29 protein-coding genes are annotated in these 25,660 nt (G+C 74.2%); 16 read left to right on the plus strand and 13 right to left on the minus strand.

Annotated elements, in window-relative coordinates:
• Nucleotides 1-12 precede the first annotated feature (12 nt).
• Nucleotides 13-816: a CHAD domain-containing protein gene (locus tag Actkin_RS03990; protein ID WP_258905964.1), complete on the minus strand. Its 804-nt coding sequence runs from the start codon at nucleotides 814-816 to the stop codon at nucleotides 13-15.
• 14 nt (nucleotides 817-830) lie between these two features.
• Complete coding sequence (gene dapD / locus Actkin_RS03995) at nucleotides 831-1,772, minus strand: 2,3,4,5-tetrahydropyridine-2,6-dicarboxylate N-succinyltransferase (RefSeq protein WP_258905966.1); 942 nt, start codon at nucleotides 1,770-1,772, stop codon at nucleotides 831-833.
• 27 nt (nucleotides 1,773-1,799) lie between these two features.
• Between dapD and dapE the strand changes: the two genes are divergently transcribed.
• On the plus strand, nucleotides 1,800-2,861 hold the full coding sequence (dapE, locus tag Actkin_RS04000; protein WP_258905969.1) for a succinyl-diaminopimelate desuccinylase: 1,062 nt from the start codon (nucleotides 1,800-1,802) through the stop codon (nucleotides 2,859-2,861).
• Here dapE and Actkin_RS04005 read toward each other — a convergent pair.
• Nucleotides 2,851-3,291, minus strand: a complete 441-nt coding sequence (locus Actkin_RS04005) for a hypothetical protein (protein ID WP_258905971.1) — start codon at nucleotides 3,289-3,291, stop codon at nucleotides 2,851-2,853. The genes dapE and Actkin_RS04005 overlap by 11 nt on opposite strands.
• Before the next feature lie 50 nt (nucleotides 3,292-3,341).
• Between Actkin_RS04005 and Actkin_RS04010 the strand changes: the two genes are divergently transcribed.
• Both Actkin_RS04010 and Actkin_RS04015 read left to right on the plus strand, forming a co-directional pair.
• Nucleotides 3,342-4,103, plus strand: a complete 762-nt coding sequence (locus Actkin_RS04010; protein ID WP_258905972.1) for an LOG family protein — start codon at nucleotides 3,342-3,344, stop codon at nucleotides 4,101-4,103.
• Nucleotides 4,085-4,633 carry an LOG family protein gene (locus Actkin_RS04015; RefSeq protein WP_258905973.1) on the plus strand — a complete coding sequence of 183 codons (549 nt, stop codon included), beginning with the start codon at nucleotides 4,085-4,087 and terminating at the stop codon, nucleotides 4,631-4,633. Before Actkin_RS04010 ends, Actkin_RS04015 begins: the two co-directional genes overlap by 19 nt.
• 522 nt (nucleotides 4,634-5,155) lie before the next feature.
• Here Actkin_RS04015 and Actkin_RS04020 read toward each other — a convergent pair.
• Nucleotides 5,156-5,785 (minus strand): lysophospholipid acyltransferase family protein, encoded by a 630-nt coding sequence (locus Actkin_RS04020; protein WP_229786408.1) that lies wholly within the window; start codon nucleotides 5,783-5,785, stop codon nucleotides 5,156-5,158.
• A 194-nt stretch (nucleotides 5,786-5,979) separates the two neighbouring features.
• Between Actkin_RS04020 and folP the strand changes: the two genes are divergently transcribed.
• Nucleotides 5,980-6,795 (plus strand): dihydropteroate synthase, encoded by an 816-nt coding sequence (gene folP / locus Actkin_RS04025; RefSeq protein ID WP_258907845.1) that lies wholly within the window; start codon nucleotides 5,980-5,982, stop codon nucleotides 6,793-6,795.
• The gene (locus Actkin_RS04030; RefSeq protein WP_229786404.1) at nucleotides 6,792-7,721 is read left to right on the plus strand and encodes a glucosyl-3-phosphoglycerate synthase; all 930 of its coding nucleotides are present in this window, start codon (nucleotides 6,792-6,794) and stop codon (nucleotides 7,719-7,721) included. Before folP ends, Actkin_RS04030 begins: the two co-directional genes overlap by 4 nt.
• On the opposite strand, the gene Actkin_RS32555 is transcribed toward Actkin_RS04030, so the two are convergent.
• The 4 genes from Actkin_RS32555 to Actkin_RS04055 are packed head-to-tail and all read right to left on the minus strand — an operon-like array spanning nucleotide 7,654 to nucleotide 12,804.
• A complete protein-coding gene (locus Actkin_RS32555) occupies nucleotides 7,654-9,216 on the minus strand; it encodes an amino acid ABC transporter ATP-binding/permease protein (protein ID WP_309569110.1) in 1,563 nt (520 codons plus the stop codon). The genes Actkin_RS04030 and Actkin_RS32555 overlap by 68 nt on opposite strands.
• Entirely contained in the window at nucleotides 9,213-10,712 is a 1,500-nt protein-coding gene (gene cydD, locus Actkin_RS04045) for a thiol reductant ABC exporter subunit CydD (protein ID WP_258905978.1), read from the minus strand. Before cydD ends, Actkin_RS32555 begins: the two co-directional genes overlap by 4 nt.
• A complete protein-coding gene (locus tag Actkin_RS04050; protein ID WP_258905980.1) occupies nucleotides 10,709-11,659 on the minus strand; it encodes a cytochrome d ubiquinol oxidase subunit II in 951 nt (316 codons plus the stop codon). The genes cydD and Actkin_RS04050 overlap by 4 nt, the downstream gene beginning before the upstream one ends.
• Complete coding sequence (locus tag Actkin_RS04055; RefSeq protein ID WP_258905982.1) at nucleotides 11,653-12,804, minus strand: cytochrome ubiquinol oxidase subunit I; 1,152 nt, start codon at nucleotides 12,802-12,804, stop codon at nucleotides 11,653-11,655. Before Actkin_RS04055 ends, Actkin_RS04050 begins: the two co-directional genes overlap by 7 nt.
• Nucleotides 12,805-12,910: 106 nt before the next feature.
• Here Actkin_RS04055 and Actkin_RS04060 point away from each other — a divergent pair, with 106 nt between their 5' ends.
• Genes Actkin_RS04060 through Actkin_RS04080 form a run of 5 tightly spaced genes read left to right on the plus strand, consistent with a single transcriptional unit; the run spans nucleotide 12,911 to nucleotide 15,235 of the window.
• Nucleotides 12,911-13,249 carry a PadR family transcriptional regulator gene (locus Actkin_RS04060; protein ID WP_189208340.1) on the plus strand — a complete coding sequence of 113 codons (339 nt, stop codon included), beginning with the start codon at nucleotides 12,911-12,913 and terminating at the stop codon, nucleotides 13,247-13,249.
• Nucleotides 13,246-13,911: a hypothetical protein gene (locus Actkin_RS04065; RefSeq protein WP_189208339.1), complete on the plus strand. Its 666-nt coding sequence runs from the start codon at nucleotides 13,246-13,248 to the stop codon at nucleotides 13,909-13,911. The genes Actkin_RS04060 and Actkin_RS04065 overlap by 4 nt, the downstream gene beginning before the upstream one ends.
• A 39-nt stretch (nucleotides 13,912-13,950) precedes the next feature.
• On the plus strand, nucleotides 13,951-14,262 hold the full coding sequence (locus Actkin_RS04070; RefSeq protein ID WP_189208338.1) for a DivIVA domain-containing protein: 312 nt from the start codon (nucleotides 13,951-13,953) through the stop codon (nucleotides 14,260-14,262).
• On the plus strand, nucleotides 14,259-14,699 hold the full coding sequence (locus Actkin_RS04075; protein ID WP_258905983.1) for an SRPBCC family protein: 441 nt from the start codon (nucleotides 14,259-14,261) through the stop codon (nucleotides 14,697-14,699). Before Actkin_RS04070 ends, Actkin_RS04075 begins: the two co-directional genes overlap by 4 nt.
• The gene (locus Actkin_RS04080; protein ID WP_189208336.1) at nucleotides 14,696-15,235 is read left to right on the plus strand and encodes a DNA-3-methyladenine glycosylase I; all 540 of its coding nucleotides are present in this window, start codon (nucleotides 14,696-14,698) and stop codon (nucleotides 15,233-15,235) included. Before Actkin_RS04075 ends, Actkin_RS04080 begins: the two co-directional genes overlap by 4 nt.
• On the opposite strand, the gene Actkin_RS04085 is transcribed toward Actkin_RS04080, so the two are convergent.
• Complete coding sequence (locus tag Actkin_RS04085) at nucleotides 15,222-16,007, minus strand: enoyl-CoA hydratase-related protein (protein ID WP_258905986.1); 786 nt, start codon at nucleotides 16,005-16,007, stop codon at nucleotides 15,222-15,224. The genes Actkin_RS04080 and Actkin_RS04085 overlap by 14 nt on opposite strands.
• 14 nt (nucleotides 16,008-16,021) lie before the next feature.
• Complete coding sequence (locus tag Actkin_RS04090) at nucleotides 16,022-16,813, minus strand: PaaX family transcriptional regulator (protein WP_258905988.1); 792 nt, start codon at nucleotides 16,811-16,813, stop codon at nucleotides 16,022-16,024.
• A 169-nt stretch (nucleotides 16,814-16,982) separates the two neighbouring features.
• Here Actkin_RS04090 and Actkin_RS04095 point away from each other — a divergent pair, with 169 nt between their 5' ends.
• The gene (locus tag Actkin_RS04095; protein ID WP_189208333.1) at nucleotides 16,983-17,150 is read left to right on the plus strand and encodes a DUF3117 domain-containing protein; all 168 of its coding nucleotides are present in this window, start codon (nucleotides 16,983-16,985) and stop codon (nucleotides 17,148-17,150) included.
• A 53-nt stretch (nucleotides 17,151-17,203) separates the two neighbouring features.
• Entirely contained in the window at nucleotides 17,204-18,685 is a 1,482-nt protein-coding gene (locus Actkin_RS04100; RefSeq protein WP_396122976.1) for a leucyl aminopeptidase family protein, read from the plus strand.
• Here the strand turns inward: Actkin_RS04100 and Actkin_RS04105 are convergent.
• Both Actkin_RS04105 and glgA read right to left on the minus strand, forming a co-directional pair.
• Complete coding sequence (locus Actkin_RS04105; protein ID WP_258905990.1) at nucleotides 18,607-19,083, minus strand: GtrA family protein; 477 nt, start codon at nucleotides 19,081-19,083, stop codon at nucleotides 18,607-18,609. The two genes, Actkin_RS04100 and Actkin_RS04105, sit on opposite strands and share 79 nt — an antisense overlap.
• Nucleotides 19,084-19,100: 17 nt before the next feature.
• Nucleotides 19,101-20,261, minus strand: a complete 1,161-nt coding sequence (gene glgA, locus Actkin_RS04110; RefSeq protein ID WP_258905992.1) for a glycogen synthase — start codon at nucleotides 20,259-20,261, stop codon at nucleotides 19,101-19,103.
• Between the two features lie 129 nt (nucleotides 20,262-20,390).
• On the opposite strand from glgA, the gene glgC reads away from it, so the two are divergent.
• A complete protein-coding gene (gene glgC / locus Actkin_RS04115; RefSeq protein ID WP_189208329.1) occupies nucleotides 20,391-21,608 on the plus strand; it encodes a glucose-1-phosphate adenylyltransferase in 1,218 nt (405 codons plus the stop codon).
• Here the strand turns inward: glgC and Actkin_RS04120 are convergent.
• The gene (locus tag Actkin_RS04120; RefSeq protein ID WP_229786399.1) at nucleotides 21,595-22,164 is read right to left on the minus strand and encodes an O-methyltransferase; all 570 of its coding nucleotides are present in this window, start codon (nucleotides 22,162-22,164) and stop codon (nucleotides 21,595-21,597) included. The genes glgC and Actkin_RS04120 overlap by 14 nt on opposite strands.
• 169 nt (nucleotides 22,165-22,333) lie before the next feature.
• On the opposite strand from Actkin_RS04120, the gene sigE reads away from it, so the two are divergent.
• From sigE to Actkin_RS04135, 3 genes are all read left to right on the plus strand, one after another.
• Nucleotides 22,334-22,966, plus strand: coding sequence for an RNA polymerase sigma factor SigE (gene sigE / locus Actkin_RS04125; RefSeq protein ID WP_258906001.1), 633 nt, complete (start codon nucleotides 22,334-22,336; stop codon nucleotides 22,964-22,966).
• Nucleotides 22,963-23,514, plus strand: coding sequence for a zf-HC2 domain-containing protein (locus Actkin_RS04130; RefSeq protein WP_189208327.1), 552 nt, complete (start codon nucleotides 22,963-22,965; stop codon nucleotides 23,512-23,514). Before sigE ends, Actkin_RS04130 begins: the two co-directional genes overlap by 4 nt.
• Before the next feature lie 638 nt (nucleotides 23,515-24,152).
• The gene (locus tag Actkin_RS04135; RefSeq protein ID WP_189208326.1) at nucleotides 24,153-25,655 is read left to right on the plus strand and encodes a S1C family serine protease; all 1,503 of its coding nucleotides are present in this window, start codon (nucleotides 24,153-24,155) and stop codon (nucleotides 25,653-25,655) included.
• Nucleotides 25,656-25,660: the final 5 nt, after the last annotated feature.

The following is a 25,660-nucleotide window of genomic DNA, read 5'->3' on the forward strand; positions in this document are numbered from 1 at the left end:
ATGTGATCGTTTCTACAGCGCGCTTGCCTTCGCCCCGACCTTCGCCGCCGCCGCGCGCCAGCGGGCCCGGCAGGCGGACTTGCGCGCGTGCTCGCGCTCGATCAGCCGCCCGGCGACGAGCGCGACGTCGAGGGGCACGTCGTCCATCGCGTCGAGCAGGGCGCGGACGCGCTCCTCGGCGACCACGGCGTCCTGGTGGTCGCCGAGGATGTCCTGGAGCCGCTTCGCGGCCTTGACCACCGGTTTCGCCTTCTTGCCGTGCAGCTCGGCGGCGTATCGCAAACGCTTGCCCCGGATGCGCAGCCGGTGCAGCTCCTCGTCGGCGGGGTCATCGCCGAGCCCCGCCACGGCCTTGGTGAACCTGCGGCGCGGCCGCTTCAGCACCGGTCCCGCGTCGGGCTCGGCCTCCCGCGCGGCCTCCTCGAGGGAGGCGAGCAGACTCCGGAAGCGGGCGCTGCGCAGCGCGGCGAGCATGTGCCTGCGCGCGCCGCGCCGCTGCTTCTCCATCCCGGACAGCAGGCGTTCGACGGCCGCGCGCTCGTCGTCGGTGAACCCCGCCGCGGACGCGCGCAGGCGGGCGAGCAGCACGTCGTCGTCGCGGACGTCGCCGCACACCGCGCCGAGCCACTTCAGCTCGGCCCGCAGGTGCTTGTGGGAGCGCACCGCCCTGAGGACGGCACGCGCCCGCCGCACGGCCACCCGCAGCTGGTGCACGTGCTCGGGGTCGTTGTCGGCCTGGATGCCCGCGGCATGGCGGGTGAGCGCCCGGACCTGGTCGTCGAGCCGGGCCCGGACGTGCTCGGTGAGAGCGCTCATCCAGCCAAGGTTAGTCAGTTCGCGTGCAAAGCGGCGTTGAGCGCGATGCCCTGTCCCGTCCTCGGACGGACCTCGACGGCCCCGGTGGTGGAGTTGCGGATGAACAGCAGGCCGTTCTGCCCGGACAGCTCGCGCGCCTTGGTCGCCGTGCCGTCGGGCAGGGTCACCTTGGTGCCCGCCGTGACGTAGAGCCCGGCCTCCACCACGCAGTCGTCGCCCAGCGAGATGCCCACGCCCGCGTTCGCGCCGATCAGGCAGCGCTCGCCGACCCGGATGGTCTCCTTGCCGCCGCCGGAGAGCGTGCCCATGATCGACGCGCCGCCGCCGACGTCGGAGCCGTCGCCGACCACCACGCCCGCGGAGATGCGGCCCTCGACCATCGACGCGCCCAGCGTGCCCGCGTTGAAGTTCACGAAGCCCTCGTGCATGACCGTCGTGCCCTCGGCCAGGTGCGCGCCGAGGCGGACCCGGTCGGCGTCGGCGACGCGCACGCCGGTGGGCAGGACGTAGTCGACCATCCGGGGGAACTTGTCCACGCCGTACACGGTGACCGGGCCGCGGGCGCGCAGGCGCAGCCGGACGGCCTCGAAGCCCGCCACGGCGCACGGCCCGTGGTTGGTCCACACGACGTTGCTGAGCAGGCCGAACACGCCGTCGAGGTTCGCGCCGTGCGGCGTGACCAGGCGCGCGGAGAGCAGGTGCAGGCGCAGGTAGACGTCGTAGGCGTCGACCGGGGCCTCGGCCAGGTCCTCGATGGTCGTCCGCACCGCGACGACCTCGACGTCGCGGTCCTTGTCCGGCCCGACCTGATCGGCGAAGTCGCTGGTCCGCGTGGTGCCCGAGGCGTCGTGCTCGCCGAGTGCGGGGTTGGGGAACCAGACGTCAAGCACGGTGCCGTCTGCGGTGATGGTCGCCAGTCCGACGCCGCTCGCGCCGGTGGTGTCTGCACTGCTCACGGGCCCCACCGTATAGCGTGGCCGGACGTGACCGTCGCCCTGGATATCACCGCTGACCCTGTCGAGCTGACCGCCGCCCTGGTGGACGTGCCGAGCGTGTCCCGGGAGGAGGCGGAGCTGGCCGACGCCGTCGAATCGGCGCTGCGGCGCCAGGCCCCGCACCTGGAGACCATCCGCTCCGGCAACGCCGTGCTGGCCCGCACGTCCCTGGGCAGGCCGTCCCGCGTGGTGTTCGCCGGGCACCTGGACACCGTGCCGGTCAACCAGAACCTGCCCCTGCGCCGCACCGACGGCGTGCTGCACGGGCTGGGCACGGTCGACATGAAGGGCGGCGTCGCGGTCATGCTGCACCTGGCCGCCACCGTCACCGACCCGAGCCACGACCTGACGTTCGTCTTCTACGACTGCGAGGAGATCGACTTCGCGAGCAACGGCCTGACGCGCATCGAGCGCGAGCTGCGCGACTGGATGACCGGCGACCTGGCCATCGTCTGCGAGCCGTCGAACGCGGTCGTGGAGGCGGGCTGCCAGGGCACGATGCGCGTCGAGATCCGCGCCAAGGGCGTGCGCGCGCACACGGCCCGGGGCTGGATGGGCGAGAACGCCATCCACGCCCTGGAGCGCCCGCTGCGCGCGTTGGCGGAGTACCACCCCAGGACGGTCGAGATCGACGGCTGCCTCTACCGCGAGGGCCTGCAGGCCGTCTCGGTCTACGGCGGCGTGGCGGGCAACGTCGTGCCCGACGAGGCCGTGCTGGTGGTCAACCACCGCTTCGCGCCGGACCGCTCGCCCGCCGAGGCCGAGGCCCACCTGCGCGAGGTCTTCGGCGACCTGACCGTCCTCGACTACGCCGCGGGCGCCCTGCCCGGCCTGGCGACGCCCGCCGCCCAGCGGATGGTCGAGGCCGCGGGCGGCACCCCGGTGGCCAAGCTCGGCTGGACCGACGTCTCGCGCTTCGCCGCGCTGGGCATCCCGGCCATCAACTTCGGCCCCGGCGACCCGACCCTGGCCCACACCCAGCAGGAGAACGTGCGCGAGTCGGAGATCCGCCGCTGCGCCCAGGTGCTGACCCGGTTCGTCAGCGCCTGAAAACGGTCGCGACCAGGCCCGGCGCGCTGGCCGCGATGAGCCACGGGGCGGGCCACCAGTCACCGTCGACGACCTGTCCCAGCCAGACCAGCAGGCCGGGCACGGTCGCGCCCAGGACGACCGCGGCTGCCTTCGCCCCGGCGGCCACCTCCTCGGCGCAGGCGGCCGCCGTCGCCGTCACGGCCAGCGCGAGCACGGCCGCCAGCAGGGCGAACGGCTGCCCGCCGTGCTGGTCGACCAGGCCCCACAGCGTCGACGTCTCCCGGCGGTCGGTGACCCAGGGGAGGGCGGTGAGCACGACGGCCGCCGCCGCGAGGGCGGGTGCGATCAGCCGGGCGGGCAGCGCGGCGCGCTCGACGGCGCGCCGCTCCTCCAGGGCGCTGATCCTGGTCCGCAAGGCCCGCAGGGTCTTGTCGATGTCGGTCGTCATGCCCGCTCCGACGCCGCCGCGCCCGCCGGGCGTTCCCTAGACTCGCCGGGGTGACCACCGAGGACCCGCATCCGCGCGAGAAGCAGCGCGGCCCCGTCACCCTGCGCCGGGGGCGCAGCGACGAGGAGACCACCACCGACCAGCGCCTGCTCGACTCCCGCGGGCCCAGCGACTGGGTGCACACCGACCCGTGGCGGGTGCTGCGCATCCAGGCCGAGTTCGTCGAGGGCTTCGGGGCGCTGGCCGAGGTCCCGCGCGCGGTCACCGTCTTCGGGTCGGCCCGCACCAAGCGGGAGGACCCCGAGTACGGCACCGGGCGCAAGATCGGCGCGGCGCTGGCGGCGGCGGGCTTCGCCACCATCACCGGCGGCGGTCCCGGGACCATGGAGGCGGTCAACCGCGGCGCGTCCGAGGCGGGCGGGCTGTCCGTCGGACTGGGCATCGAGCTGCCGTTCGAGCAGGGGCTCAACCCGTGGGTCGACCTCGGGGTGAACTTCCGGTACTTCTTCGCGCGCAAGACGATGTTCATCAAGTACTCGCAGGCGTTCATCTGCCTGCCGGGCGGCTTCGGCACGCTCGACGAGCTGTTCGAGGCGCTGACGCTGGTCCAGACCAAGAAGGTGACCAAGTTCCCGGTCGTCCTCTTCGGCCGGGACTACTGGTCCGGCCTCTACGACTGGCTGCGCGACTCCGTCCACGCCGCGGGCAAGATCGGCGAGAAGGACCTGGCCCTGCTCCACCTGACCGACGATGTCGACGACGCCGTGCGCGTGGTCGAGGAGGCCTACCAGGCATGGATCGACACGCACTGAGCCTCTGCGTCTACTGCGGCTCCAACGACAACGTCCCACGCGCGTACCTCGACCTCGCCGACGCCGTGGGCGCTGGCCTCGCCGCCCGCGACTGGTCCCTGGTCTGGGGCGGCTCGTCCGCGGCGATGATGGGCGTCCTGGCCCGCGCGGCCCGCCGGGGTGGGGTCAAGACCGTCGGCGTGATCCCCCAGGGCCTCGTCGCCCTGGAGAAGGCCGACCCGGAGGCCGACGAGCTCATCGTCGTCGACACCATGCGCGAGCGGAAACGCGAGATGGACGACCGCGCCGACGCCTTCCTCGCCCTCCCCGGCGGCCTCGGCACCTGCGAGGAGCTGTTCGAGGTCTGGACCTCCCGCTACCTGGGCATGCACCAGAAGCCCGTGGTCCTCCTCGACCCCGACGACCACTGGGCAGGCCTGCTGGAGTGGACCCGCGAACTGTCCGGCCGAGGCTTCGTCGGCGAGGCAGCCCTGAACGCCCTGATCGTCACCCGGACGGTGGAGGAGGCCCTGGACGCCTGCGCAGGCTGACGGTGCGACCCGCCGAGGAGATGGCCGACTACCTGACGGCCTGCAAGCGATGACGACGGAGCCTGGCCGCGATGACCCGGAACCCCAGTGCGGTGGCTGCCCACACCGCGATGACCGGCGGCCCGCACTGCGGTGACCCAAGCCCGCATGCGGTGGCCGGGCCCGCACACTGCGATGGCTGGGCACCGTGATGGCCAGCGGCCCGCACTGCGGTGGCTGGGCCTGCAACCGGGCTGCGCGGGTTCGCTGCCACGTCGGCCGGGCTCCGGCGAACGCACCCCGCCCCAACCGGGGGCAAACCGCCCTATTTTCCAGGCTACCGGCTTGAGGATCTTGTCAATAGGGGCGTGGTGGCCGCCTGTGGATAACTCGGCCGTGGTCCCGCTCGCGGATGCCCCGAGCAGGGCGACTTCCCGAGCAGGCTGCCCCCGAGCAGGGCGACTCCCGGGCAGGGCGACTCCCGAGCAGGGTGACTTCGCGGGCAGGGCGACTTCGCGGGTCGGGTGCGTCTGCCCCGCGTGATCAGGCCGCTGGGTCGTTGGAGCGCTTGTGGTAGGAGTCGACGTACTCCTGGCCGGACAGCTCCATGATGGCGTACATGACCTCGTCCGTTACCGCCCTGCGGATGGGGAGGGAGTTGGTGAGGCCGTCGTAGCGGTCGAAGTACAGGGGTTCGCCGAAGCGGATCTCGATGCGGTGGCGGCGGGGGAACCGGGCGCCTGCCGGGAGGACGCGGTCGGTGCCGATCACGCCGACGGGGACCACGCAGGCCTTGTGCTCCAGTGCCAGCTGGGCGACGCCGGTGCGGCCGCGGTGCAGCTTGCCGTCCAGGGAGCGGGTGCCCTCGGGGTGGATGGCGAAGGCCGCGCCCCGGTCCAGGACCTCGCCCGCCACGTCCAGCGACGCCAGGGCAGCGCGGCTGTTGTCGCGGTCGACGGGGATCGCGCCGAGTGCCCGGAACAGGGTGCCGACGAGGCGCTTGCGGGGGGAGCCGCCCTGGAAGTACTCGGCCTTGGCCAGGAAGCTGACCGGCCTGCGGAGCATCATCGGGACCAGGAAGCTGTCGATCACCGACAGGTGGTTCACCGCCAGGATGACCGGTCCTTTCGCGGGCACCAGCTCCGCGCCGGTGACCACCGGACGGAGGAACACCCTCGTGAGGGACGAGAGCAAGAAACGCAGGGCGCGGTAGAACACGGCTGGTCCTCCTCAGTCGGGTTCAACTGTAGTTCCCCGCACCCGACCCCACCGAGCCCGAGGAGACCTGCCTCACGTCGGTAAAGTGGGGAGTCGTGACTGTCCTTCGCTTTGGCGCCCGCACCGTCCCCCAGGATCGCGCGCTCGTCATGGCGATCGTCAACCGCACCCGCGACTCCTTCTACGACCGCGGCGCCACCTTCGCCGCCGAGGCCGCGCTGGCCGCCGTCGACCAGGCCGTCGCCGACGGCGCGGACATCGTCGACATCGGCGGGGTGCGGGCGGGCTCGCACGGGGAGCCGGTGGACGCCGCCGAGGAGGCCCGCCGGGTCGTGCCGATGGTCGAGGCGGTCCGCGACCGGCACCCGGGCGTGGTCATCAGCGTCGACACCTGGCGCCACGAGGTCGGCGCCGCGGTGTGCGCCGCGGGCGCGGACCTGATCAACGACACCTGGGCGGGCGCCGACCCCCGGCTGGCCGAGGTCGCCGCCGAGCACGGCGTGGGCATCGTCTGCTCGCACACCGGCGGCGCCGCCCCCCGCACCGACCCGCACCGCGTCCGCTACGACGACGTCGTCGCCGAGGTGGTCGACGAGCTGGTCGCGCGGGCCGAGCGGATGGTGGCCATCGGCGTGCCCAGGGAGGGCGTGCTGATCGACCCGACGCACGACTTCGGCAAGAACACCTGGCACGGCCTCGCCCTGCTGCGCCACCTCGACCGGCTGGTGGCGACCGGATGGCCGGTGCTGATGGCGCTGTCCAACAAGGACTTCGTCGGCGAGACCCTGGGCGTGGAGCTGGGCGAGCGGGTGGACGGGACGCTGGCGGCCACCGCGGTCGCCGCGTGGACGGGCGCGCGGGTCTTCCGCGCCCACGAGGTCCGCCGCACCCGGCACGTGGTGGACATGGTGGCGGGCATCGCCGGGACCCGGCCGCCCGCCCGGGCCGTGCGGGCGCTGGCGTGAACGACCAGCGCCTGCTCGCCGACCGGACCTGGCAGAGTCCGGAGTGGACGGTTTCGCAACTCGTGCTGGCCAAGGGCGCGCGCACGGTGAGCGTCGTGCTGCCCGCGCTGGACGAGGAGGCCACCGTCGGCGCGGTCGTGGCCTCGGTCCGGCCGCTGCTGGGCACCCTGGTGGACGAGCTGGTGGTGCTCGACTCAGGCTCGACCGACAGCACCGCGCGGGTGGCCGCAGAGGCGGGCGCGCGGGTCGTGCGCCGCGCCGACGTCCTGCCCGACCTGCCGCCGCTGCCCGGCAAGGGCGAGGTCCTGTGGCGGTCGCTGGCCGCCACCACCGGCGACCTGCTGGTCTTCCTCGACTCCGACCTGGTCGACCCCGACCCGGCGTTCGTCCCCGCCCTGCTCGGCCCGCTGCTGACCGCCTCGGGCGTGCACCTGGTCAAGGGCTTCTACCGCCGCCCGCTGCGGGTGGAGTCCGCCGAGCACGGCACCGGCGGCGGCCGGGTCACCGAGCTGCTGGCCCGCCCGGTCCTGGCCGCGCTGCGCCCCGAGCTGTCCGAGGTCATCCAGCCCCTCGGCGGCGAGTACGCGGGCACCCGGGCGTTCCTGGAGTCGGTGCCCTTCGCAGGCGGCTACGGCGTGGAGATCGGCCTGCTGCTCGACGCCCACACCGCCTACGGCCTCGACGGGATCGCGCAGGTCAACCTCGGTGTCCGCAAGCACCGCAACCGCTCGCTGCAGCAGTTGGGCGTGATGGCCAGGCAGATCCTCGGCACGGTCTTCGCCCGCTGCGGCGTGCCGGTCGCCTCCGACCGGCTCACCCAGTTCGTGCAGGTCGGCGGCGAATGGCTGCCGGACACCCTCACGGTCCCGGTCGCCGACCGCCCGCCGATGCGGGACGTGCGAACTCGTCCAGGGCCCGTTCGCTGAGCCAGTGGTCGCGGTAGTAGCCCGCCTGCTCGACGAGCACGTCATGGTTTCCGCGCTGCACGACACGGCCGTTGTCCAGGACGAGGATCTCGTCCGCGTGCGGTAGCGCGCCCAGTCGGTGGGTGGCGACGACGACCGCGCCCGGGCGGGTGAGGACGTCGGCGAGCAGCGCGTCCGCCGTCGCCGGGTCCAGGCCCTCGACGGGCTCGTCCAGCAGGAGGACGTCCGGTCGCGCGGTGCGGGCGCGGGCCAGGAGCAGGCGGGCGCGCTGGCCGCCGGACAGGGTGGTCGCGCTCAGCTCGGTGGCCCAGCCGTCCGGGAGGGTGGACAGCCAGGGGGCCAGCACGGTGTCGTCCGGTTCGGCGTCGACGCCCAGGAGGACGTTGTCGCGCAGCGTCGCGGTGAAGACGTGGTCGTCGGCGAACGCGCCGCGCACGACGTCCGGGTCGGCGGCCACCGCGGCGCCGCCGGTGGGGCGGACACTGCCCTCGATCAGGCGCAACAGGGTCGTCTTCCCGGAGCCGCTGGGTCCCACCAGGGCGATCTTGCGGCCCGCTGGCACCTCCAGGTCGACCTCGGACACCCGGCCCGCGACGGTGGCGCGGACGAGCCGGACCTCGCCCGTGGGCGCGGGCTCGTCGGGGGTGATGGCGAGCAGGTCGCGGATGCGGGCGAGCGCGGCGCGGGCGGCGGGCCAGCGGCGGGCGGCGACCACGGCGGGCATGGCCGTCTCGAAGACGCCGAGCAGGCCCAGCACGACGGCGGCCGCCACCGGCAGCCCGCGGTGCGCGGTCAGCACGCCCGCCGCCAGCGCCGTCGCCCCGCCCACGACCGCGACGAACGCCGAGGCGACCCCGTCCGGCGCGGCGCGGTCCAGCGCGGCGATGCGCGCGGAGGTCGCGACGGCGCGATCCCGGAAGCGGCCGGTCGCGCCGAAGACGGCCAGCTCGGGAGCGCCGCCGATCAGCTCGTCGGCCTCCTCCGCGAGCCGCGCGCGCAACGCGGGACCGGTGGTGTCGGGGGAGCGCACGACCCCGGCGAGGGCCACCGCGAGGAGCCCGGCCAGCACGACCGCGCCCGCTCTCGGATCGACCAGGAACGCCGCCCCCGCCGCGGTGAGGCCGACGACGGCCGCGGTGATCCACGGCAGCAGGCACCGCAGGACCGCGTCCTGCACGGCGTCCACATCGGACACCAGGCGGCTCAGCGCGTCGCCGTGCGACAGGGCGTCCCGCCGCCGGGCGACGGCGTCGTAGATGCGCCCGCGCAGCTCGGTCACGTACTCCAACACCGCGCGATGCCCGGCCAACCGCTCGCCGTAGCGCAGCCCGCCCCGCCCCAGCGCCAGCGTGCGCACCAGCACGATCGCGATGGCCAACGCCCCCAGCTGCGGCCGCTCGGCCGCCCGCAGCAGCAACCACCCCGCTGTGGCCATCAGCCCGACCCCGGCCAGCTCCGCCCCCACGGACGCCGCCGCCGCCCCGACGATCCTCACACCACCACCCCGCTCCGCACGATCAGCACGCGGGAGGCTTCCCGCAGGAACACCGGGCGGTGCGCGACCACCAGCGAGGTCTGGTCGAGTGCCCGCCAGGCGGTCAGGAGCACGCGTTCGCCGGTGCCGTCGAGGTGCGCGGTCGGCTCGTCCAGCAGCACCAGCCCGGCGGGCCTCGCCAGCGCCCGGGCGAGGGCGACGCGCTGGGCCTGGCCGGTGGACAGCTCGCCGACCGGGCCGTCCAGTCCGGCCAGGTCCGCGGCGGCCAGCGCGGTGTCGACGTCCGGGCCGCCGAGCGCGACGTTGGCGCGCACGCTCCCGGCGAACAGCCAGGGCCGCTGCGGCACCCAGGCCAGGTGCGCGCGCCAGGCCGCCGGGTCCAGCTCGCGCAGGTCGACCCCGCCGACGGCCACCCGCCCCGCCGAGGGCGTGACCAGGCCGAGCAGCACCGCCAGCAGCGTGCTCTTGCCCGCGCCGCTGGGCCCGGCCACCGCGATGCGCTCGCCCGGCTCGATCCGCAGGTCGACCGACCGCAGCACCGCGCCCCGGTCCGGATAGGACACCGTGACGCCCTCGAAGGCGATGTCGGCGACGCGCGGGTCCGGCGGGCGGGCGGTGCCGCGCGCGGGCGGGCGCGGCACGGCCAGCGCCGCGTTCAGCGCGGCCAGGCCGTCCGTGCTGGCGTGGAAGCGCGCCCCCGCAGCCCGCAGCGGCAGGTACGCCTCCGGGGTCAGCACCAGGATCAGCACGGCGGTGTGCGCCGCCACCCCGCCGGAGAGCAGCCGCAGGCCGACCGGCACGGCCACCAGCGCCACCGACAGCGTCGCCACCAGCTCCAGCACGAGCGCCGACAGGAACGCCACCCGCAGCGTGCGCATGGTCAGGTCGGTGTGGGCGCGGGCCATGGCGCGCACGGTCTCCGACTGCGCCCGCACCCGCTGGAACAGCCGCAGCGTCGGCAGGCCGCGCAGGACGTCGAGGAAGTGCCCGCCGAGCCGGGCCAGCGCCGCCCACTGGGTGCGCGCTGCCGTGTGCTTGCCGACCAGCGCGGCGAACACCGGCACCAGCGGCAGCGTCAGCGCGACCACCAGCGCCGAGGTCAGGTCGACGAACGCCAGCCGCACCAGGACCGCCAGCGGCACGACCGCCGCTACCGCCACCGCGGGCAGGTACCCGGTGAGGTAGGGGCGCAGCGCGTCCAGACCCCGGGTGAGCAGCGTGACCGTCGACCCTGCGTCCCCGGGCACGCCGTCGATGACCCGGGTGCGCAGCGAGTGCGTCACCCGGGCCGCGGTGCGGGCCGCGACGACCTCGCGCGCCCAGCCGATCCCGGCCCGCGCCGCGATCGCCAGACCGGCGACCACGGCGGCCGAGACGGTCGGCTCCACCAGGAACGACGCCAGCAGCTCCGCCTGGACCAGCACCGCGACCGCCGTGGCGGCCCCGAACGCGCCGAGGACCGCCAGGTACCCGCGGCCGCCCGGAAGGGTCCTCACCAGAACACCGGGCGACGGTCGCCCCGGAAGGCCCACCAGCACATGCCCTGGAACGCCGCCACCAGCGGCAGCACGAGCGCGGCGAACCACACCAGCACCCCGAGCGTCGCCGGACCGGCGGCGGCCTCGGCCACGGTGAGCGTGCCCGCCGGGTCGGCGGTCGAGGCCAGCGCCACCGGCCAGCGGGCCGCCCCGATCACCAGCACCGGCAGCCCGCACGCCAGGCCCGTGCACAGCGTCGCGCGCGCCGGGCTCAGCCGGGGCGCCACCAGCACGAGCGCGATCACCGCGACCGCGCCGGGCGCCGCGATCAGCGGCTCGACGCCGGTCACCCCCACCGCCGCCAGCGCCACGACCGCGCCGACCAGGACCGCGGCGACCCGGGACAGCACCGGCACGAGCCGCCGGACGTCCACAGTGGAGCGCCAGGTCAGGAACACCGCGCCGTGCACGGCGACCAGCGCGGCGAAGGCCAGCCCGGACACGACCGCGACGGGGGAGAACAGGCTCCCCGAGCGGTGGCCGTCCGCGTCCAGCGGCAGGCCGTTGAGCAGCGCGCCCAGGAACACGCCCCAGCCGACGGCCACGATCCCGGCCCCGCCGACGATCAGCGCGTCCCAGCCCGCCTTGGCGCCCGCGTGCCACCGGCCCCGCAGCTGCACGGCGGCCGTGTAGCCGATGAGCGCGACCAGCAGCGCCACCAGCACCGGGTACAGCGCCGACAGCAGCTCGCCCTCCAGCCGGGGGAACGCGCCGAACAGGACGCCGACCGCCGCCACCAGCCACACCTCGTTGCCGAGGAAGAACGGGCCCGTCGCCGCGAGCACCTCGCGGCGACGCTCCGGCGGGGCGGCGCGCATCAGCAGCGCGGTTCCGTAGTCGGCGCCCGCGAGCGCGAAGTATCCGGCGAACAGCACGCCGAGCAGGACGAACCACAGCGTCACCACGCCCGCACCTCCTGGGGGACGAACTCCGGGGTCGAGACCGGGCTGCGCCGGGCGACCTTGGCGAGCAGCCGCCAGTCGAGGAACGCCAGCGCGGCGAACATGGCGGTGAAGGCGACGAACGAGAGCAGCATCGTCGTCGGATCGGTCTGGCTGGCCGCGTCCTCGGTGCGCAGCAGGCCGTAGACCAGCCACGGCTGCCTGCCCACCTCGCGGAAGACCCACCCGCTGATGGCGGCCACGAACGGCCACGGGATCGCCAGCACCGCCAGCCACAGCGCCCACCTCGGCTGGCGTTTCCGCATGTGCGCCAGCACCAGGTTCGTGATCAGCAGGACGACGCCGATGTTCATCATCAGGGCCAGCGGGATGCCCAGCGCGCCGGTGTCCTCGCCGAGCTTGTCCGGCTGGAGCTCGTTGATGATGGGGAACTGGGCGATGCCCGCGCCGACGACGAACGGCGCGCTCACCGCTGCCGCGATGACGCCCTGGCGCATCGAGCGCCGGAAGAACTCCGTCTCGGCGGTGCCGCGCAGCAGGTGCCACGCGCTGATGCCCGCCATCACCACGCCGCCGGTCAGCAGCGCGGCGGTCAGCACGTGCAGGAGCGCCGACCCGAAGGTGGGGTTGGACAGCAGCGCGCCGAAGTCGGTCAGCCGCAGCACGCCGTCGCGCAGCTCGTAGCCGACCGGGTGCTGCAGGAACGCGTTCGCGCTCATGATCCACAGCGCGGACGCGTAGGCGGTCAGCGCGACCAGCCAGATCAGCGCCAGGTGCAGGCGCGGGGACAGCCGGTCCCAGCCGAAGATCCACAGGCCGAGGAACGTCGACTCCAGGAAGAACGCGACCAGCGTCTCCACCGCCAGCGGCGCGCCGAACACATCGCCCGCGAAGGCCGACAGCCCGCTCCAGTTCAGCCCGAACTGGAACTCCATGACGATCCCGGTGGCGATGCCGACCGCGTAGTTGATCACGTAGAGGTGGCCCCAGAACCGGGTCATCCGCCACAGCACGGGATCGCCCCGGCGATGGGCGCGGGTCTGCGTGATCGCGACCAGGGTGACCAGCCCGAGGGTCAGCAGCACGAACAAGAAGTGGAACGAGGTCGTCACGGCGAACTGCAGCCGGGCGAGCACGAGCGCATCCATAGGTTTGGAGGCTACATGTAGCGTGTCTACCTATGGCGGTGATCCGGGAGACATCAGGGTCGAACCAGGGTCCGGAGGCGGCGCCGGGGTCCGTAAGGTCTGCTGCATGAAGGCCGACGCCCTCCGCGGCCACCTCGACGCCCTGCTGCTGGCCGTGCTCGACGGCCGCCAGCTGCACGGCTACGCGATCATCGAGGCCCTGCAGGCCCGCAGCGGCGGCGCGCTGGACCTGCCGACCGGGACCGTGTACCCGGCGCTGCGCAGGCTGGAGCGCGGCGGGCTGCTGGTCAGCGAGTGGAGCACCGTGGGCGGGCGCAAGCGCCGCACCTACCGGCTGACCCCGGCGGGCACGCGGGCGCTGGCCACGGAGCGGTCCGCCTGGCGGGAGTTCACGGCGGCCATCGACGGGATCCTGGGAGGCGGACCGTGGCCCACACAGGCGTGAGCGATCCGATCGCCGACTACATCGCGGCGCTGTCCGCGCGGCTGCGCGGGCCGTCGTCGGCCAAGGCCGACCTGCTCGCCGAGGCCCGCGACGGCCTCGACGACGCCGCCGAGGCCTACGCCGCGGCGGGCCACCCCGACCCGCGCGGGCGCGCGGTGGCCGAGTTCGGCGACCTGACCTGCCTGGCCAGGGCCTACCAGGCCGAGCTGGGCGTCGCCGAGGGCGCGCGGGCGCTGAAGTCGGTGCTCGTGGCCGTCCCGGTCATGCACGCGCTGTGGCAGACCAACCAGCTGGTGTGGATCGGCTCGTGGTCGGAGTACGGCGGGCCGGTGCCCGAGTGGTACCGCGCGGTGGCCGACGTCAACGACTGGATCGGCTGGGTCGTGATGGGCCTTGCCGGGCTGGCGCTGCTCGCCGGGCGGCTGCTGTCCCGGCGCGGGGTCGAGACCCGCAGGCTGGGCCGCGCTGCCGGGTTCCTCGGCGCGGCCGGGTCGTTCGTGCTGCTGCTGAACCTGGTCGTGCTGCTCACCGCGACCGCGAGCCTGGACATGTCCCGGCTGCTGATGCCCCTGCCGTGCCTGGCGGTGGGCGCCGGGATGTTCATCGTGCACGGGCGGATACTCGTGCTCGCGCACCGTTCATTGAAGTTCACGGCGGGTTAACCGTGCGCGGGCGGGGCCGGACGTGCCACCATCGGCCCCGTGACCTCCGCGCTTGTGTACCTCGTCGTCATGGTCCTGGTGGCGGCCGTGGTGTTCCTGCTCGCCTCGGTGGTGTTCGGCCGGGGCGAGGAGCTGCCCGCGCTGCCGCCCGGCGCGTCGCCCACCCGCCTGCCCGCCGACGGGCTGACCGGCGACGACCTGCGCGCCGTCCGCTTCCAGCTGGTGCTGCGCGGCTACAAGATGGCCGAGGTCGACTGGGTGCTGCGGCGCACCGGCGAGGAGCTGGACGCCCTGCGCGCCCGGGTCGCCGAGCTGGAGGCCGCCCGCGCGCCGGAGCCCGCCGACCGGTGATCGACGTCGTGGAGCGGGTCGACGTGGTCGCGCCCGCCGCGGTCGTCTGGGCCGCCGTCACCGACTGGCACAACCAGGGCGTGTGGATGCTGGGCACCCGCGTCCGGGTCACCTCGGGCGACGGCAGGCTCGGCTCGCGGCTGGCGGCGCGCACGGCTGTCGGACCCCTGCGGTTCACTGACCGCATGGAGATCACCCGCTGGGAGCCGCCGGTGGCCTGCGAGGTCGCGCACGTGGGCAGGCTGGTCCGCGGCACGGGCGGCTTCCGCGTCGAGCCCCGGGGCGTCTCGCGCAGCACGCTGGTGTGGTGGGAGCGGCTGGTCCCGCCGCTGGGGCCGCTGGGCGCGGTCGCGTGGCGGCTGACGGGCCCGGCGTTCCGGCTGGGCGTGCGCCACTCGCTGCGCCGGTTCGCCGACTTCGCGGAGTCCCGGGTATGAGGTGCGGGTGGGCGAACACGCCCGAGTACGTCGAGTACCACGACGCCGAGTGGGGCACGCCGCTGCGCGGGGTCCGGGAGATGTTCGAGCGGATCTCGCTGGAGGCGTTCCAGTCGGGCCTGTCGTGGATCACGATCCTGCGCAAGCGCGAGGCGTTCCGGGCGGCGTTCGCGGCCTTCGACCCCGCCGCCGTGGCGGCCTTCGGCGACGGGGACGTGGCCAGGCTGATGGCCGACGCGGGCATCGTGCGCAACCGGGCGAAGATCGACGCGACCATCCGCAACGCGCGCGCGGTGCTCGACCTCGACGTCCCGCTCGACGACCTGCTGTGGTCCTTCGCCCCCGACCGGCCCGGCGCGCGCCCCGCGACGCTGGCCGACGTCCCCGCCGTCACCCCGGAGTCCAAGGCGATGGCCAAGGAGCTCAAGCGGCGCGGGTTCGCCTTCGTCGGGCCGACGACGTGCTACGCGCTCATGCAGGCCACGGGCATCGTCGACGACCACGTCGCCACCTGCTGGCGGGCTAGCGCCCGGTGAACCCCGGCTCGCGCTTGGCCACGAACGCGTCGACCGCCTCGCGGTGGTCGGCGGTGCGACCGGCCTCCGCCTGCGTGCGCCCCTCGACCGCGAGGCCCTCGGCGAGCGAGCCGCCCGCCGAGGCCAGCATGGCCTCCTTGATCTTGGCGTACGCCGTGGTCGGGCCCGCCGCCATCCGCGCGGCCAGCGCGTGGGCCACCGGCAGGACCTCGGCGGCCGGGACCACCTGGGTGACCATGCCGACCCGCAGCGCCTCCTCGGCGGACACGGGCTTGGCGAGCAGCATCATCTCCATGGCGCGGCCGTAGCCGATCAGCCTGGGCAGGGTCCACGACGCGCCCGAGTCGGCGGTCAGGCCCACGTTGGCGAAGGCCATGAGGAACTTCGCCGAGTCCGCGGCGACGCGCAGGTCGCACGCGTAGGCGAAGGACGCGCCCGCGCCCGCTGCCATCCCGTTGACCGCGGCGATGATCGGCTTCGGCAGCGCCGTGATCGCCGTCACAATCGGGTTGTAGTGCGCCTCGACGGTCGACAGCGGGGCCGGGTCGTTCGCGGCCAGCAGGGCCATGTGCTCCTTGAGGTCCTGGCCCGCGCAGAACGCCTTGCCCGCGCCCGTCAGGACCACCGCGCGGACCGCGTCGTCCGCCGCGGCGGCGACCAGGGCGGCGAGCAGGGCCTCCTTGAGCTCCACCGTCAGCGAGTTGAACGCGTCCGGTCGGTTCAACGTCAGCGTCCGGACGCCGTCGCGGTCCTCGGTGAGCAGCGCGGTCAAGCCAACCTCCGATGTCAGGCCGTTTTGCGGCCGGTGGTCAAACAGCCGTCGACGAACTCCGCCGCGGCCGGGGCGAACAACGCGGTCCTGGTGTCGAAGAACGCCGCGGCGGCCGTCCCCGGCCACGGCGTGGGCAGCAGGTCCTCGGGCAGGCCCGGGTCGCGGAACAGGAACTTGCGCCAGGCGTGCAGCAGGCGCTGGCAGGCCGCGAACGCGGCCGCCGGGTCCGTCGCGTCCACACCGGACAACCGGGCCGACCACTCGGCCACGAACCCCGCGTACTCCGCGCCCAGCTCGGTGAGGTCCCACGCGCTGGCGGCCAGGTCGGCGTCGTCGCCGTCCAGGGCGCCGTGGAAGACGCGGGCGCGCACGCCCTCGGCGGCCAGCACCTCGTCCAGCCCGGCCGACGGGCGCGGGGCCACCCAGGTCGCCGGGCCGAGCGGGCCGTAGCCGAGCAGGCGCAGCGACGAGGTCAGCCGGTCGCGGGCGGTGCGGGCGGGCAGCTCGGACAGCGCGACCACGTGCCAGCGGCCGTCCCAAGTGGAAGCGCCCAGCCGGTAGATCCGCGACCCGGCCTCCGCCAGCCGCCGCTCGGCCCGCTCGGTCAGCGCGTAGCCGGGGCCGTCGGGCAGGCGGCGCGGGGTCAGCCAGCCCTGGCGCACCATTCTGGACACCGCGGTCCGGATCGCGGGCGCGCCGAAGTCGAGCGGGGCCAGCAGCCGGACCAGGGCGGCGATGGTGGCCGCGCCGCCCCGCCCGCGCAGGTAGGCGCCGTAGACGTCGAACAGGGCCGAACGGGCACGCACGTGGAGTGAGTCTGTCAGTCCGAACCGGCCCCGCGCCACCATCGTGGCCGGTCACCGACACGCGATGATCGGTTCCGATTTCACCGCCGCGACCGGATAGGGGAGAATAGCGACAGCCCGGCCGGTTCCTCCCGGCCTGGTAGGCAGGCTATGACGGAGGGAGCACGCTATGGCGGCCATGAAGCCCCGGACCGGTGACGGTCCCCTCGAGGTGACGAAGGAGGGCCGGGGCATCGTGATGCGCGTCCCGCTGGAGGGCGGCGGGCGGCTCGTCGTGGAGATGACTCCGGACGAGGCGGCCAACCTCGGCGAGGCTCTCAAGAACGCCGTCGGCTGACCCGACCCCTCCCTTCCCCACCCGTCAACCCGGAGGAACGCTTGCCCACGCCGGTGCCCACGGTGCCTTCGCCGCTGCCCGCCGTCGAGGTCGCCGCCGCGCCGCGCGCGGGCGTGCCGACCGTCGTCATCGCTCGTCCCGCCGACGAGGGCGGCCAGCCGACCTTCGGCGACCCCGGGCTCACCCCGGACTGGGCGACCGCGCTGGGCCTGACCGGCAAGGCCGGTGAGGTCCAGCCCGCGCCCCCCGGCGCCGCCGCCCGCTGGGTGGTCGGCGTCGGCGCGGGCGCGGCGGCGGACTGGGGCGCGGCCGGGGCCGCGCTGGCCAGGACCGCCCAGGACCGGCTCACCGCGGAGACCCCGCAGGCCGAGCGCTCCCTCCAACTCGAACCGCCCGCCGACCTCCCGGACGACGCCATCGCCGCGTTCGTGCGCGGCGTGCTGCTCGGCGGCTACCGCTTCACCGTCTCCGGGGCCGAGCAGGCGCCCCGGCTGCGCGGGCTGCGGCTGGTCGTGTCCGATCCGGACCGTCGCGAGCGGATCGGCGCGGTGGCCCGGCGGGCCGAGGTGCTGGCCGGGGCCACGGCGTTCGCCCGTGACCTCGCCAACACCCCGTCGAACGTCAAGGACCCCGCCTGGCTGGTCAAGACCATCGGAAGGGCCGCGGCCAAGGTGTCCGGTGTGGACGTCGTGGTGCGCGACGAGCGGTGGCTGGCCGAGCGCGGCTTCGGCGGCCTGCTGGCCGTCGGCGGCGGCTCGGCGCGCCCGCCCCGGCTGCTGGAGCTGACCTACGCCCCCTCGGGCGCGAGAGGGCCGCACCTGGTCCTCGTCGGCAAGGGCATCACCTTCGACACCGGCGGCATCTCGGTCAAGCCAGCCGACGGCATGCACCTCATGCGCACGGACATGGCGGGCGGCGGCGCGGTCGCCGCGGCCACCATCGCCATCGCCCGGCTCGGCCTCCCGGTGCGGATCACCGCGCTGGTGGCGTGTGCCGAAAACCACATCTCCGGCTCCGCCTACCGCCCCGGCGACGTCGTCACCCACTACGGCGGGCAGACGACCGAGGTCGTCAACACCGACGCCGAGGGCCGGATGGTCATGGCCGACGCCCTCGTCTACGGCCACCGCGACCTCGGCGCCGACCTGCTGGTCGACGTGGCCACCCTGACCGGGGCCATGAAGGTCAGCCTCGGCCTGCGCACCGGCGGCCTGTTCGCCACCGACGACGACCTCGCCGCGCGCATCGACGCCGCAGGCGCGGCCGCGGGCGAGGCGTGGTGGCGGATGCCGCTGCTGGACGACCACGCCGACGACGTCGTCTCCACCATCGCCGACCTGCGGCAGTGCCCGCCCGGCCCGGGCGGCATCACCGCGGCGCTGTTCCTGCGGGAGTTCACCGGCGGCCTGCCGTGGGCGCACCTGGACATCGCGGGCCCGGCGCGCGCGGAGAAGTCCTACGGCGACGTCGTGCCCGGCGCGACCGGCTTCGCGGCGCGGACGCTTGTGGGCCTGGCCGAGTCGCTCTCCGGCTGACCGAAGAGGCGGTCGAGCAGGGCGAACTTGGCCACGAACACCGGCAGCCCGCCGAGGACGTAGGCCAGGTTCAGCACCAGCGTGCGGGAGCCCCGGTCGTCGATCACCGGGCCGACCAGGGCGTCGGCCAGCGTGGTCAGGCCGACCGACACCAGCCCGCCCAGGGCCGTCACCACCAGGTAGCCCACCACCTGGCGGGTCAGCCTCGGCCTGCCCCGCTGGCCCCACGCCCACCAGCGGATCATCACGAAGTGCGGGAGCGCGCCCGCGGCGAACCCGATCGTGCTCGCCGTCAGCGCGCCCACGCTGGCCTGCGAGTACAGCACCCACAGGACCAGCTGCGTGATGCCCGTCGCGGTCAGCGAGGCGACCGTGTACCGGGTGAACCGAGGTCCCACGCGGACCACCGTACGTCTCACCTCCTGACCGAGCTCTCAGCCGCCCGGTAGACCTCGACGGTCCGCGCCGCCACCGACTCCCAGGAGAACTCCCGCTCGGCGCGCGCCCGCCCGGCCGCGCCCATCGCCGCCGCCCTGGCCGGGTCGGCGAGCAGCGCGTTCACCGCGTCGGCCAGGCCCGCCTCGTAGGCGTCGGTGTCCGCCGAGTAGCGCACCAGCAGGCCCGTCTCGCCGTGCGCCACGACCTCCGGGATGCCGCCCACGTCGGATGCCACCACCGCGGTCGCGCACGCCATCGCCTCCAGGTTCACGATGCCCAGCGGCTCGTACACCGAGGGGCACACGAACACTGTCGCCGCCGTGAGGAACTGCCGCAGCTCGGCGGCGGGCAGCATCTCCTGGATCCAGTGGACGCCCTCGCGCGCGGCGGCCAGCCGGGCCACCGCCGCCCTGGTCTCCTCGGCGATCTCCGGGGTGTCCGGGGCGCCCGCGCACAGCACGACCTGCGCGTCCGGCGCGATGGCGTGGGCGGCGGCGACGAGGTGGGCGAGGCCCTTCTGCCGGGTTATCCGCCCGACGAACAGCACGATCGGCCGGTCCGGGTCCACCCCGAACCGACGCAGCGCGTCGGTCTCGGGCACCGGCCGGTACTCGACGGTGTCGATGCCGTTGCGCACGACGTGCACGCGGTCGGGGTCGAGCGAGGGGTAGCAGTCCAGCACGTCGGCGCGCATGCCCTCGCTGACGGCGATGACGGCGGCCGCGGCCTCGTACGCGGTCCGCTCGACCCAGGACGACACGCGGTAGCCGCCGCCGAGCTGCTCGGCCTTCCACGGCCTGCGCGGCTCCAGCGAGTGCGCGGTGACCACGTGCGGGACGCCGTGCAGCAGGGCGGCCAGGTGACCGGCCATGTTGGCGTACCAGGTGTGCGAGTGGACCAGGTCCACGCCCGCCGTCGCCGCCGCCATCGACAGGTCCGCCGACAGCGTCCGCAGCGCGGCGTTGGCGTCCTCGAGGCCGAGCGGGTTGTGCGCGACGGCGCCCTCCCGGGGCGCGCCGAAGCAGTGCACGTCCACCTCGACCAGCTCGCGTAGTCGGGGCACCAGGAAGCCCACGTGCACGCCCGCCCCGCCGTAGACCTCCGGCGGGTACTCCCTCGTCAGCAATCCGATCCGCACAGGTCGAACGGTAGCCGTCGACCAGGTGCGCGAACGCGGTGCGGCGGCCGGGTGAACGCGGTGTCAACGACGCGCGGCCCGCCGTGTCGCATCTGGCCGTGATCGCCCGGGGCGAATAGTGTCCACCTCGTGAAAGGGCAGCCGCGCGTACTCGGGATCGTGCTCGCGGGCGGCGAGGGCAAGCGGCTCTGGCCGCTGACCGCCGACCGGGCCAAGCCTGCCGTGCCCTTCGGCGGCAACTACCGGCTGGTCGACTTCGTGCTGTCCAACCTGGTCAACGCGGGCTTCCACCAGCTGTGCGTGCTGACCCAGTACAAGTCGCACTCGCTGGACCGGCACATCTCCACGACCTGGCGGCTGTCGAACGTGCTCGGCCAGTACGTCACGCCCGTGCCCGCGCAGCAGCGGCTGGGCAAGCGCTGGTACACCGGCAGCGCGGACGCCATCTACCAGTCGCTGAACCTCGTCTACGACGAGGAGCCCGACTACATCGCGGTCTTCGGCGCCGACCACGTGTACCGGATGGACCCCGCGCAGATGCTCGCCCGGCACATCGAGTCCGGCGCGGGCGTCACCGTCGCGGGCATCCGGGTGCCGAGGGCCGAGGCGCGCGCGTTCGGCTGCATCGACTCCGCCGCCGACGGGCGCATCACCCGGTTCCTGGAGAAGCCCGCCGACCCGCCGTCGGTGCCCGACGACCCGGACGTCACCTTCGCGTCGATGGGCAACTACATCTTCTCCTGCCGCACCCTGCTGGAGGCCCTGCGCGCCGACGCTGCCGACCCCGACTCCGTCCACGACATGGGCGGCGACATCATCCCCATGCTGGTCGACGCCGGGGTGGCGCACGTCTACGACTTCGACGACAACGACGTGCCCGGCGCCACCGAGCGCGACCGCGGCTACTGGCGCGACGTGGGGACCATCGACGCCTACTACGAGGCGCACATGGACCTCGTCTCCGCGCACCCGGTGTTCAACCTCTACAACCGCGAGTGGCCCATCCGCACCGCCACGCCGCCGCTGCCGCCCGCGAAGTTCGTGCACGAGGGCACCGCGCGCGACTCCATCGTCGGCCCCGGGTCGATCATCTCCGGCGCCTCGGTGCTGCGGTCGGTGGTGTTCTCCGACGTCGTCATCGAGGACGGCGCGGTCGTGGAAGGCAGCGTGCTGCTGCCGGGCACCCGCATCGGCAAGGGCGCGACCGTCCGGCGGGCGATCCTGGACAAGAACGTGGTGGTCTCCGACGGCGTGCGCATCGGCGTCGACCCCGAGCTGGACCGGGCGCAGTACACCGTCAGCGCGGGCGAGGTCGTGGTCCTGGGGAAGGGCTTCAGAGCCGGGTGAGCTCGCCGCTCTTGGCGGCCACGAGCAGGCCGTCGGCCAGCGTGAGGGGGACCAGGCGGTCGTCGGCGCGCACGGCCCGGACGAGGTCGCGTAAGTTCGCGCCGTCGGCGAAGGCCAGCACGCCGCCCGGGCGCAGCAGGCGGACGGCCTCGTCGTGGTAGGCGGCGTAGTCGCCCTTGGCGGCGTCGACGAACAGCAGGTCGTAGCCGCCGTCGGTGAGCCGGGGCAGCACGTCGAGCGCGCGGCCCATGATGAGCCGGGTGCGGCCGGGGGCGATGCCCGCCGCGCGCAGCGCCCGCTTGGCCTCGGCCTGGTGCTCCGGCTCGACGTCGATCGAGGTCAGCACGCCGTCGGAGACCATGCCGCGCAGCAGGTAGAGGGCGCTGACGCCGGTGCCCGTGCCGATCTCGACGACGGCCTTCGCCCGCAGTACGGTGGCCAGGAACCGCAGCGCCGCCCCGACGCCCGGGGCGATGGCCGGGCAGCCCAGCGCCGCCGCGCGGGCCCGCGCGGCGCTCAGCGAGTCGTCCTCGACGACGGGCGTATCCGGTGCCACAGGGAGGCAGGTTAGCGCCGGTTGTCCCGAAATCGGGTGAACCTGCCCGGAAGGTCACGCTCCGGGATCACGGTTTCTCAGGGACGTCTCAGGTCACTCTCACGGTGGGCTCATCGTCGCGCGCCAGACTTGTCACCAACGGCGGGTCCGAGCGGGGGAACTTCGGCACATGGGGAACACAGGGCGAGCGACGAACGTTGACCAGGGCAACAGCCTCCAGGAGGTGCACATCCCCGCGATGACGCAGACGGTGCCGGTCGAGGACGTGGAGTGGGTCACCCCGTCCTGGGACGAGGTCGTGCGCGAGCACGCCGACCGCGTGTACCGACTCGCCTACCGGCTTTCCGGGAACAAGTACGACGCCGACGACATCACCCAGGATGTCTTCATCAAGGTGTTCCGCTCGCTGAACAGCTACAAGCCCCAGACGTTCGAGGGCTGGCTGCACCGCATCACGGTCAACATCTTCCTCGACATGGTCCGCCGCAAGGGCCGGGTCAAGATGCACGCGCTGCCGGAGAACAGCGAGCGCATCAAGGGCGAGGAGCCCAGCCCCGAGGACATCTACGCCGACACCCACCTCGACCCCGACCTGCAGGCCAGCCTCGACGAGCTGCCCCCCGACTTCCGCGCCGCGGTCGTCCTCTGTGATGTGGAAGGCCTCTCGTACGAGGAGATCGGCGCCACACTTGGGGTTAAGCTCGGAACCGTGCGCAGCCGAATCCACCGGGGACGCCAGGCCCTGAAGGCCTCGCTGGAACGCCGCCGAGACCTCGCCGCCGCCGCGGAGGCCGCCTCATGAGTTGGGGCCTGTCCGAACAGCACCTGCTGCCGGACGCCGTCGTCGCGTTCGTCGACGGCGAGCTGTCGGCAGGCGCCCACCAGCGCGCGGCCCAGCACGCCGCCCGCTGCTCCTGCTGCTCGGCCGAGATAGCCGCCCAGCGCCAGGCCAGGGCCGCTGTCCGTGGGGCAGACGCCCCCGGCGCCCCAGCGGGCCTGCTGGCCGCGCTGCGCGCCATCCCGCACGAGGTGGACCTCCCCTCGGCCCCCGACAACCTCGCCATGACCCCCGACGGCCAGTTCGTCACCGTCCAACGCCCCGAGGCCTTCCCCGGCGGCGAACCCCTCGGCTCCTCCCCCCGCCTAGGCGAGGGCCGAGCCGTCCTCGGCCGCCGCGCAGGCGCGGGCGTAGTCGTCTCCGGCCTCATGCTGGGCGCCTTGGCCCTGGTCAACTCCGGCGACCAACCCCCCATCCAGTCCCCCGCGGCCTGGATGCAGTCGCCCCCCGACCCAGCGGACGCCGAACCCGCCACCACCTCGGTAGGCTTCGGCCTCTTCTCCGCCCGCTGAGCACCCGCCAGAGGGCCAAGCAAGCCACTGCCCGGGTAGAGCCCGTGGGCGGCAGGGGAAGTAGGCCCGGCCGGCCGACAGCCCCAGGCACACGGCAAACGGACAAGGGCAGGCGGTTCGGGGGCAGCGGCCAACGCCAGAGGTCGAGGGCCGGGGGCTGGGAGCCAGGGGCCAGGGGTCAAGAGCCAGCGGCCAGGGCCAGGCACCAGGGGCCAGAGCCCATGGCCAGCGGCCAGGAGCCCAGGGCCAGCGGCCGGGAGTCGAGGGCAGGGGCCGAGCGCCAAGGGCCAGAGCCCAGGACCAGCGGCCAGGAGCCCAGGACCAGCAGCCACGGGCCAAGTGTGGCAGGGCCATCGCAAGCACCCACTAAACGCAACACGCCCCGGACAACTGTCCGATGGGGCGGACTCGCATTCGTGGGGAGCGAGACGGTGCTACCCTCGCTCGGCGCGGACGGCTTCGCCGCTCCGCCCCTAATCCGCGCCGCGCCGTCTCGCTTAGGGGCCCCGCGAATGCGAGTTCGCCCCATCGGACACCCCCAAGAAACTCGCGTCAAAACCCCTGCGCGCGAAAGGCAAGGGGAGAGTGCGAGCCCGACGAACAGGGTCTTCACCGCCCCCCATGCATGCTGTACCACGATGAACGACCAGCCACCTGCCACGCCCGAGATCCCACCCGACCAGCGGGTGGGCCCTCGCCCCCTCCAGCGGCCCGCCGTCGATCCGGCGGAATCCGCCGTCTTCGGGCGTCCCTCCGGCGTGGAAGGCGCGTTCGCCGCCACCGGTCCCACCCTCAACACCCTCCGCCAGGCCCCGCCCACCACCGAGGCGCTCGCCTCCGCGTTCGGCAGGCCCGAGGGCCAGCGGGACACCCTCCAGCGCCCCCCGGGCCACGGCTCGAACGCCCCCGACGACGAGGACCCGATGTGGTCCGGCGACCAGAACCCGTGGCGCGATCCGGGCGCGGGCGCCGTCATCGGTCCTCCCGCCCTGGACCGCGACGACGACGCCGCGGCGAAGGCGGCGCCCGGGGACCGGGGACGGCAGCTGAGCCTGCCCGAGGTGCTCTTCGGCAGGCGGGTCAAGCCGTCCGCGCTGGTCGTGCTCGGGGTCGTCGCGTTGCTGATCGGGGCGGCGGGCGGAATCGGGGGCTGGCTGCTCGCCCGCGGCGGCGACAGCCTGACCAGGGACGTCACCCTCGCCGAGGCGCAGCCAGGCAAGGAGCGGCCACCTGGTTCGGTGGCCGACATCGCCGCCCGCGTGCGGCCCGCGGTCGTCTCCATCGAGGTGAAGCTGGAACGCGGGGGCGGCGGGTTCGGGTCGGGCGTGGTCATCGACGGCGCCGGGTACATCGCCACCAACTGGCACGTCGTCACCCTGGAGGGCCGCGCCGACGAGACCGCGCGGATCACCGCGCTGTTCACCGACGGCACGCGCGCCGAGGCGACCATCGTCGGCACCGACCCCAAGACCGACCTGGCCGTGATCAAGGTCGACGTGGACAACCCCACCGTGCTCCAGTTCGGGAACTCCGACGAACTGCAGGTCGGGGACGCCGTCATCGCGATCGGGTCGCCGCTGGGGCTGACCGACACCGTCACCGAGGGCATCGTCAGCGCCCTGCACCGCCCGGTGGTCGCAGGCGGCGACAACGGAACCGCGCCCATCACCTACGACGCGATCCAGACCGACGCGGCCGTCAACCAGGGCAACTCCGGCGGTCCGCTGGTGGACTCGACCGGCGCGCTGGTCGGCATCAACTCGGCGATCCGCAGCAGCGCGGGCAACACGGGCAGCGTCGGCCTCGGCTTCGCCATCCCGTCCAACGACGCCCGCCGCATCACCGAGGCGCTGATCCGCGACGGCCGGGTCGCGCACGCCGACCTCGGCGCCAACGTGCGGTCGGTCTCGGCCGACACCGCCGAGGGCGCGCAGGTCGTCAACGTCACCGAGGGCGGCGCCGCGCACAGCGCGGGCATCGTCGAGGGCGACGTCATCCGCAAGGTCGGCGACCGCCAGGTCCGCACCGCCGCGGAGCTCACCGTGGCCGTGCGCGCGAACCGCCCGGGGGACACTGTTCCCGTCGTGTTGGCCCGGCAGGGGCAGGAGCTCACGATTCAGGTAACCCTGGGCTCGGACTGATTGGC

The sequence above is a fragment of the Actinokineospora sp. UTMC 2448 genome, assembly GCF_024760565.1.
Lineage (GTDB): Bacteria > Actinomycetota > Actinomycetes > Mycobacteriales > Pseudonocardiaceae > Actinokineospora > Actinokineospora fastidiosa.

Excerpts from the sequence above, each read along its gene's own strand:
- Actkin_RS03990 (WP_258905964.1), bottom strand. The coding sequence starts at position 816 with ATGAGCGCTCTCACCGAGCACGTCCGGGCCCGGCTCGACGACCAGGTC.
- Actkin_RS04005 (WP_258905971.1), bottom strand. The coding sequence starts at position 3,291 with ATGACGACCGACATCGACAAGACCCTGCGGGCCTTGCGGACCAGGATC.
- Actkin_RS04015 (WP_258905973.1), top strand. The coding sequence starts at position 4,085 with ATGGATCGACACGCACTGAGCCTCTGCGTCTACTGCGGCTCCAACGAC.
- folP (WP_258907845.1), top strand. The coding sequence starts at position 5,980 with ATGGCGATCGTCAACCGCACCCGCGACTCCTTCTACGACCGCGGCGCC.
- Actkin_RS04055 (WP_258905982.1), bottom strand. The coding sequence starts at position 12,804 with ATGGATGCGCTCGTGCTCGCCCGGCTGCAGTTCGCCGTGACGACCTCG.
- Actkin_RS04060 (WP_189208340.1), top strand. The coding sequence starts at position 12,911 with ATGAAGGCCGACGCCCTCCGCGGCCACCTCGACGCCCTGCTGCTGGCC.
- Actkin_RS04080 (WP_189208336.1), top strand. The coding sequence starts at position 14,696 with ATGAGGTGCGGGTGGGCGAACACGCCCGAGTACGTCGAGTACCACGAC.
- Actkin_RS04095 (WP_189208333.1), top strand. The coding sequence starts at position 16,983 with ATGGCGGCCATGAAGCCCCGGACCGGTGACGGTCCCCTCGAGGTGACG.
- sigE (WP_258906001.1), top strand. The coding sequence starts at position 22,334 with ATGGGGAACACAGGGCGAGCGACGAACGTTGACCAGGGCAACAGCCTC.
- Actkin_RS04130 (WP_189208327.1), top strand. The coding sequence starts at position 22,963 with ATGAGTTGGGGCCTGTCCGAACAGCACCTGCTGCCGGACGCCGTCGTC.
- Actkin_RS04135 (WP_189208326.1), top strand. The coding sequence starts at position 24,153 with ATGAACGACCAGCCACCTGCCACGCCCGAGATCCCACCCGACCAGCGG.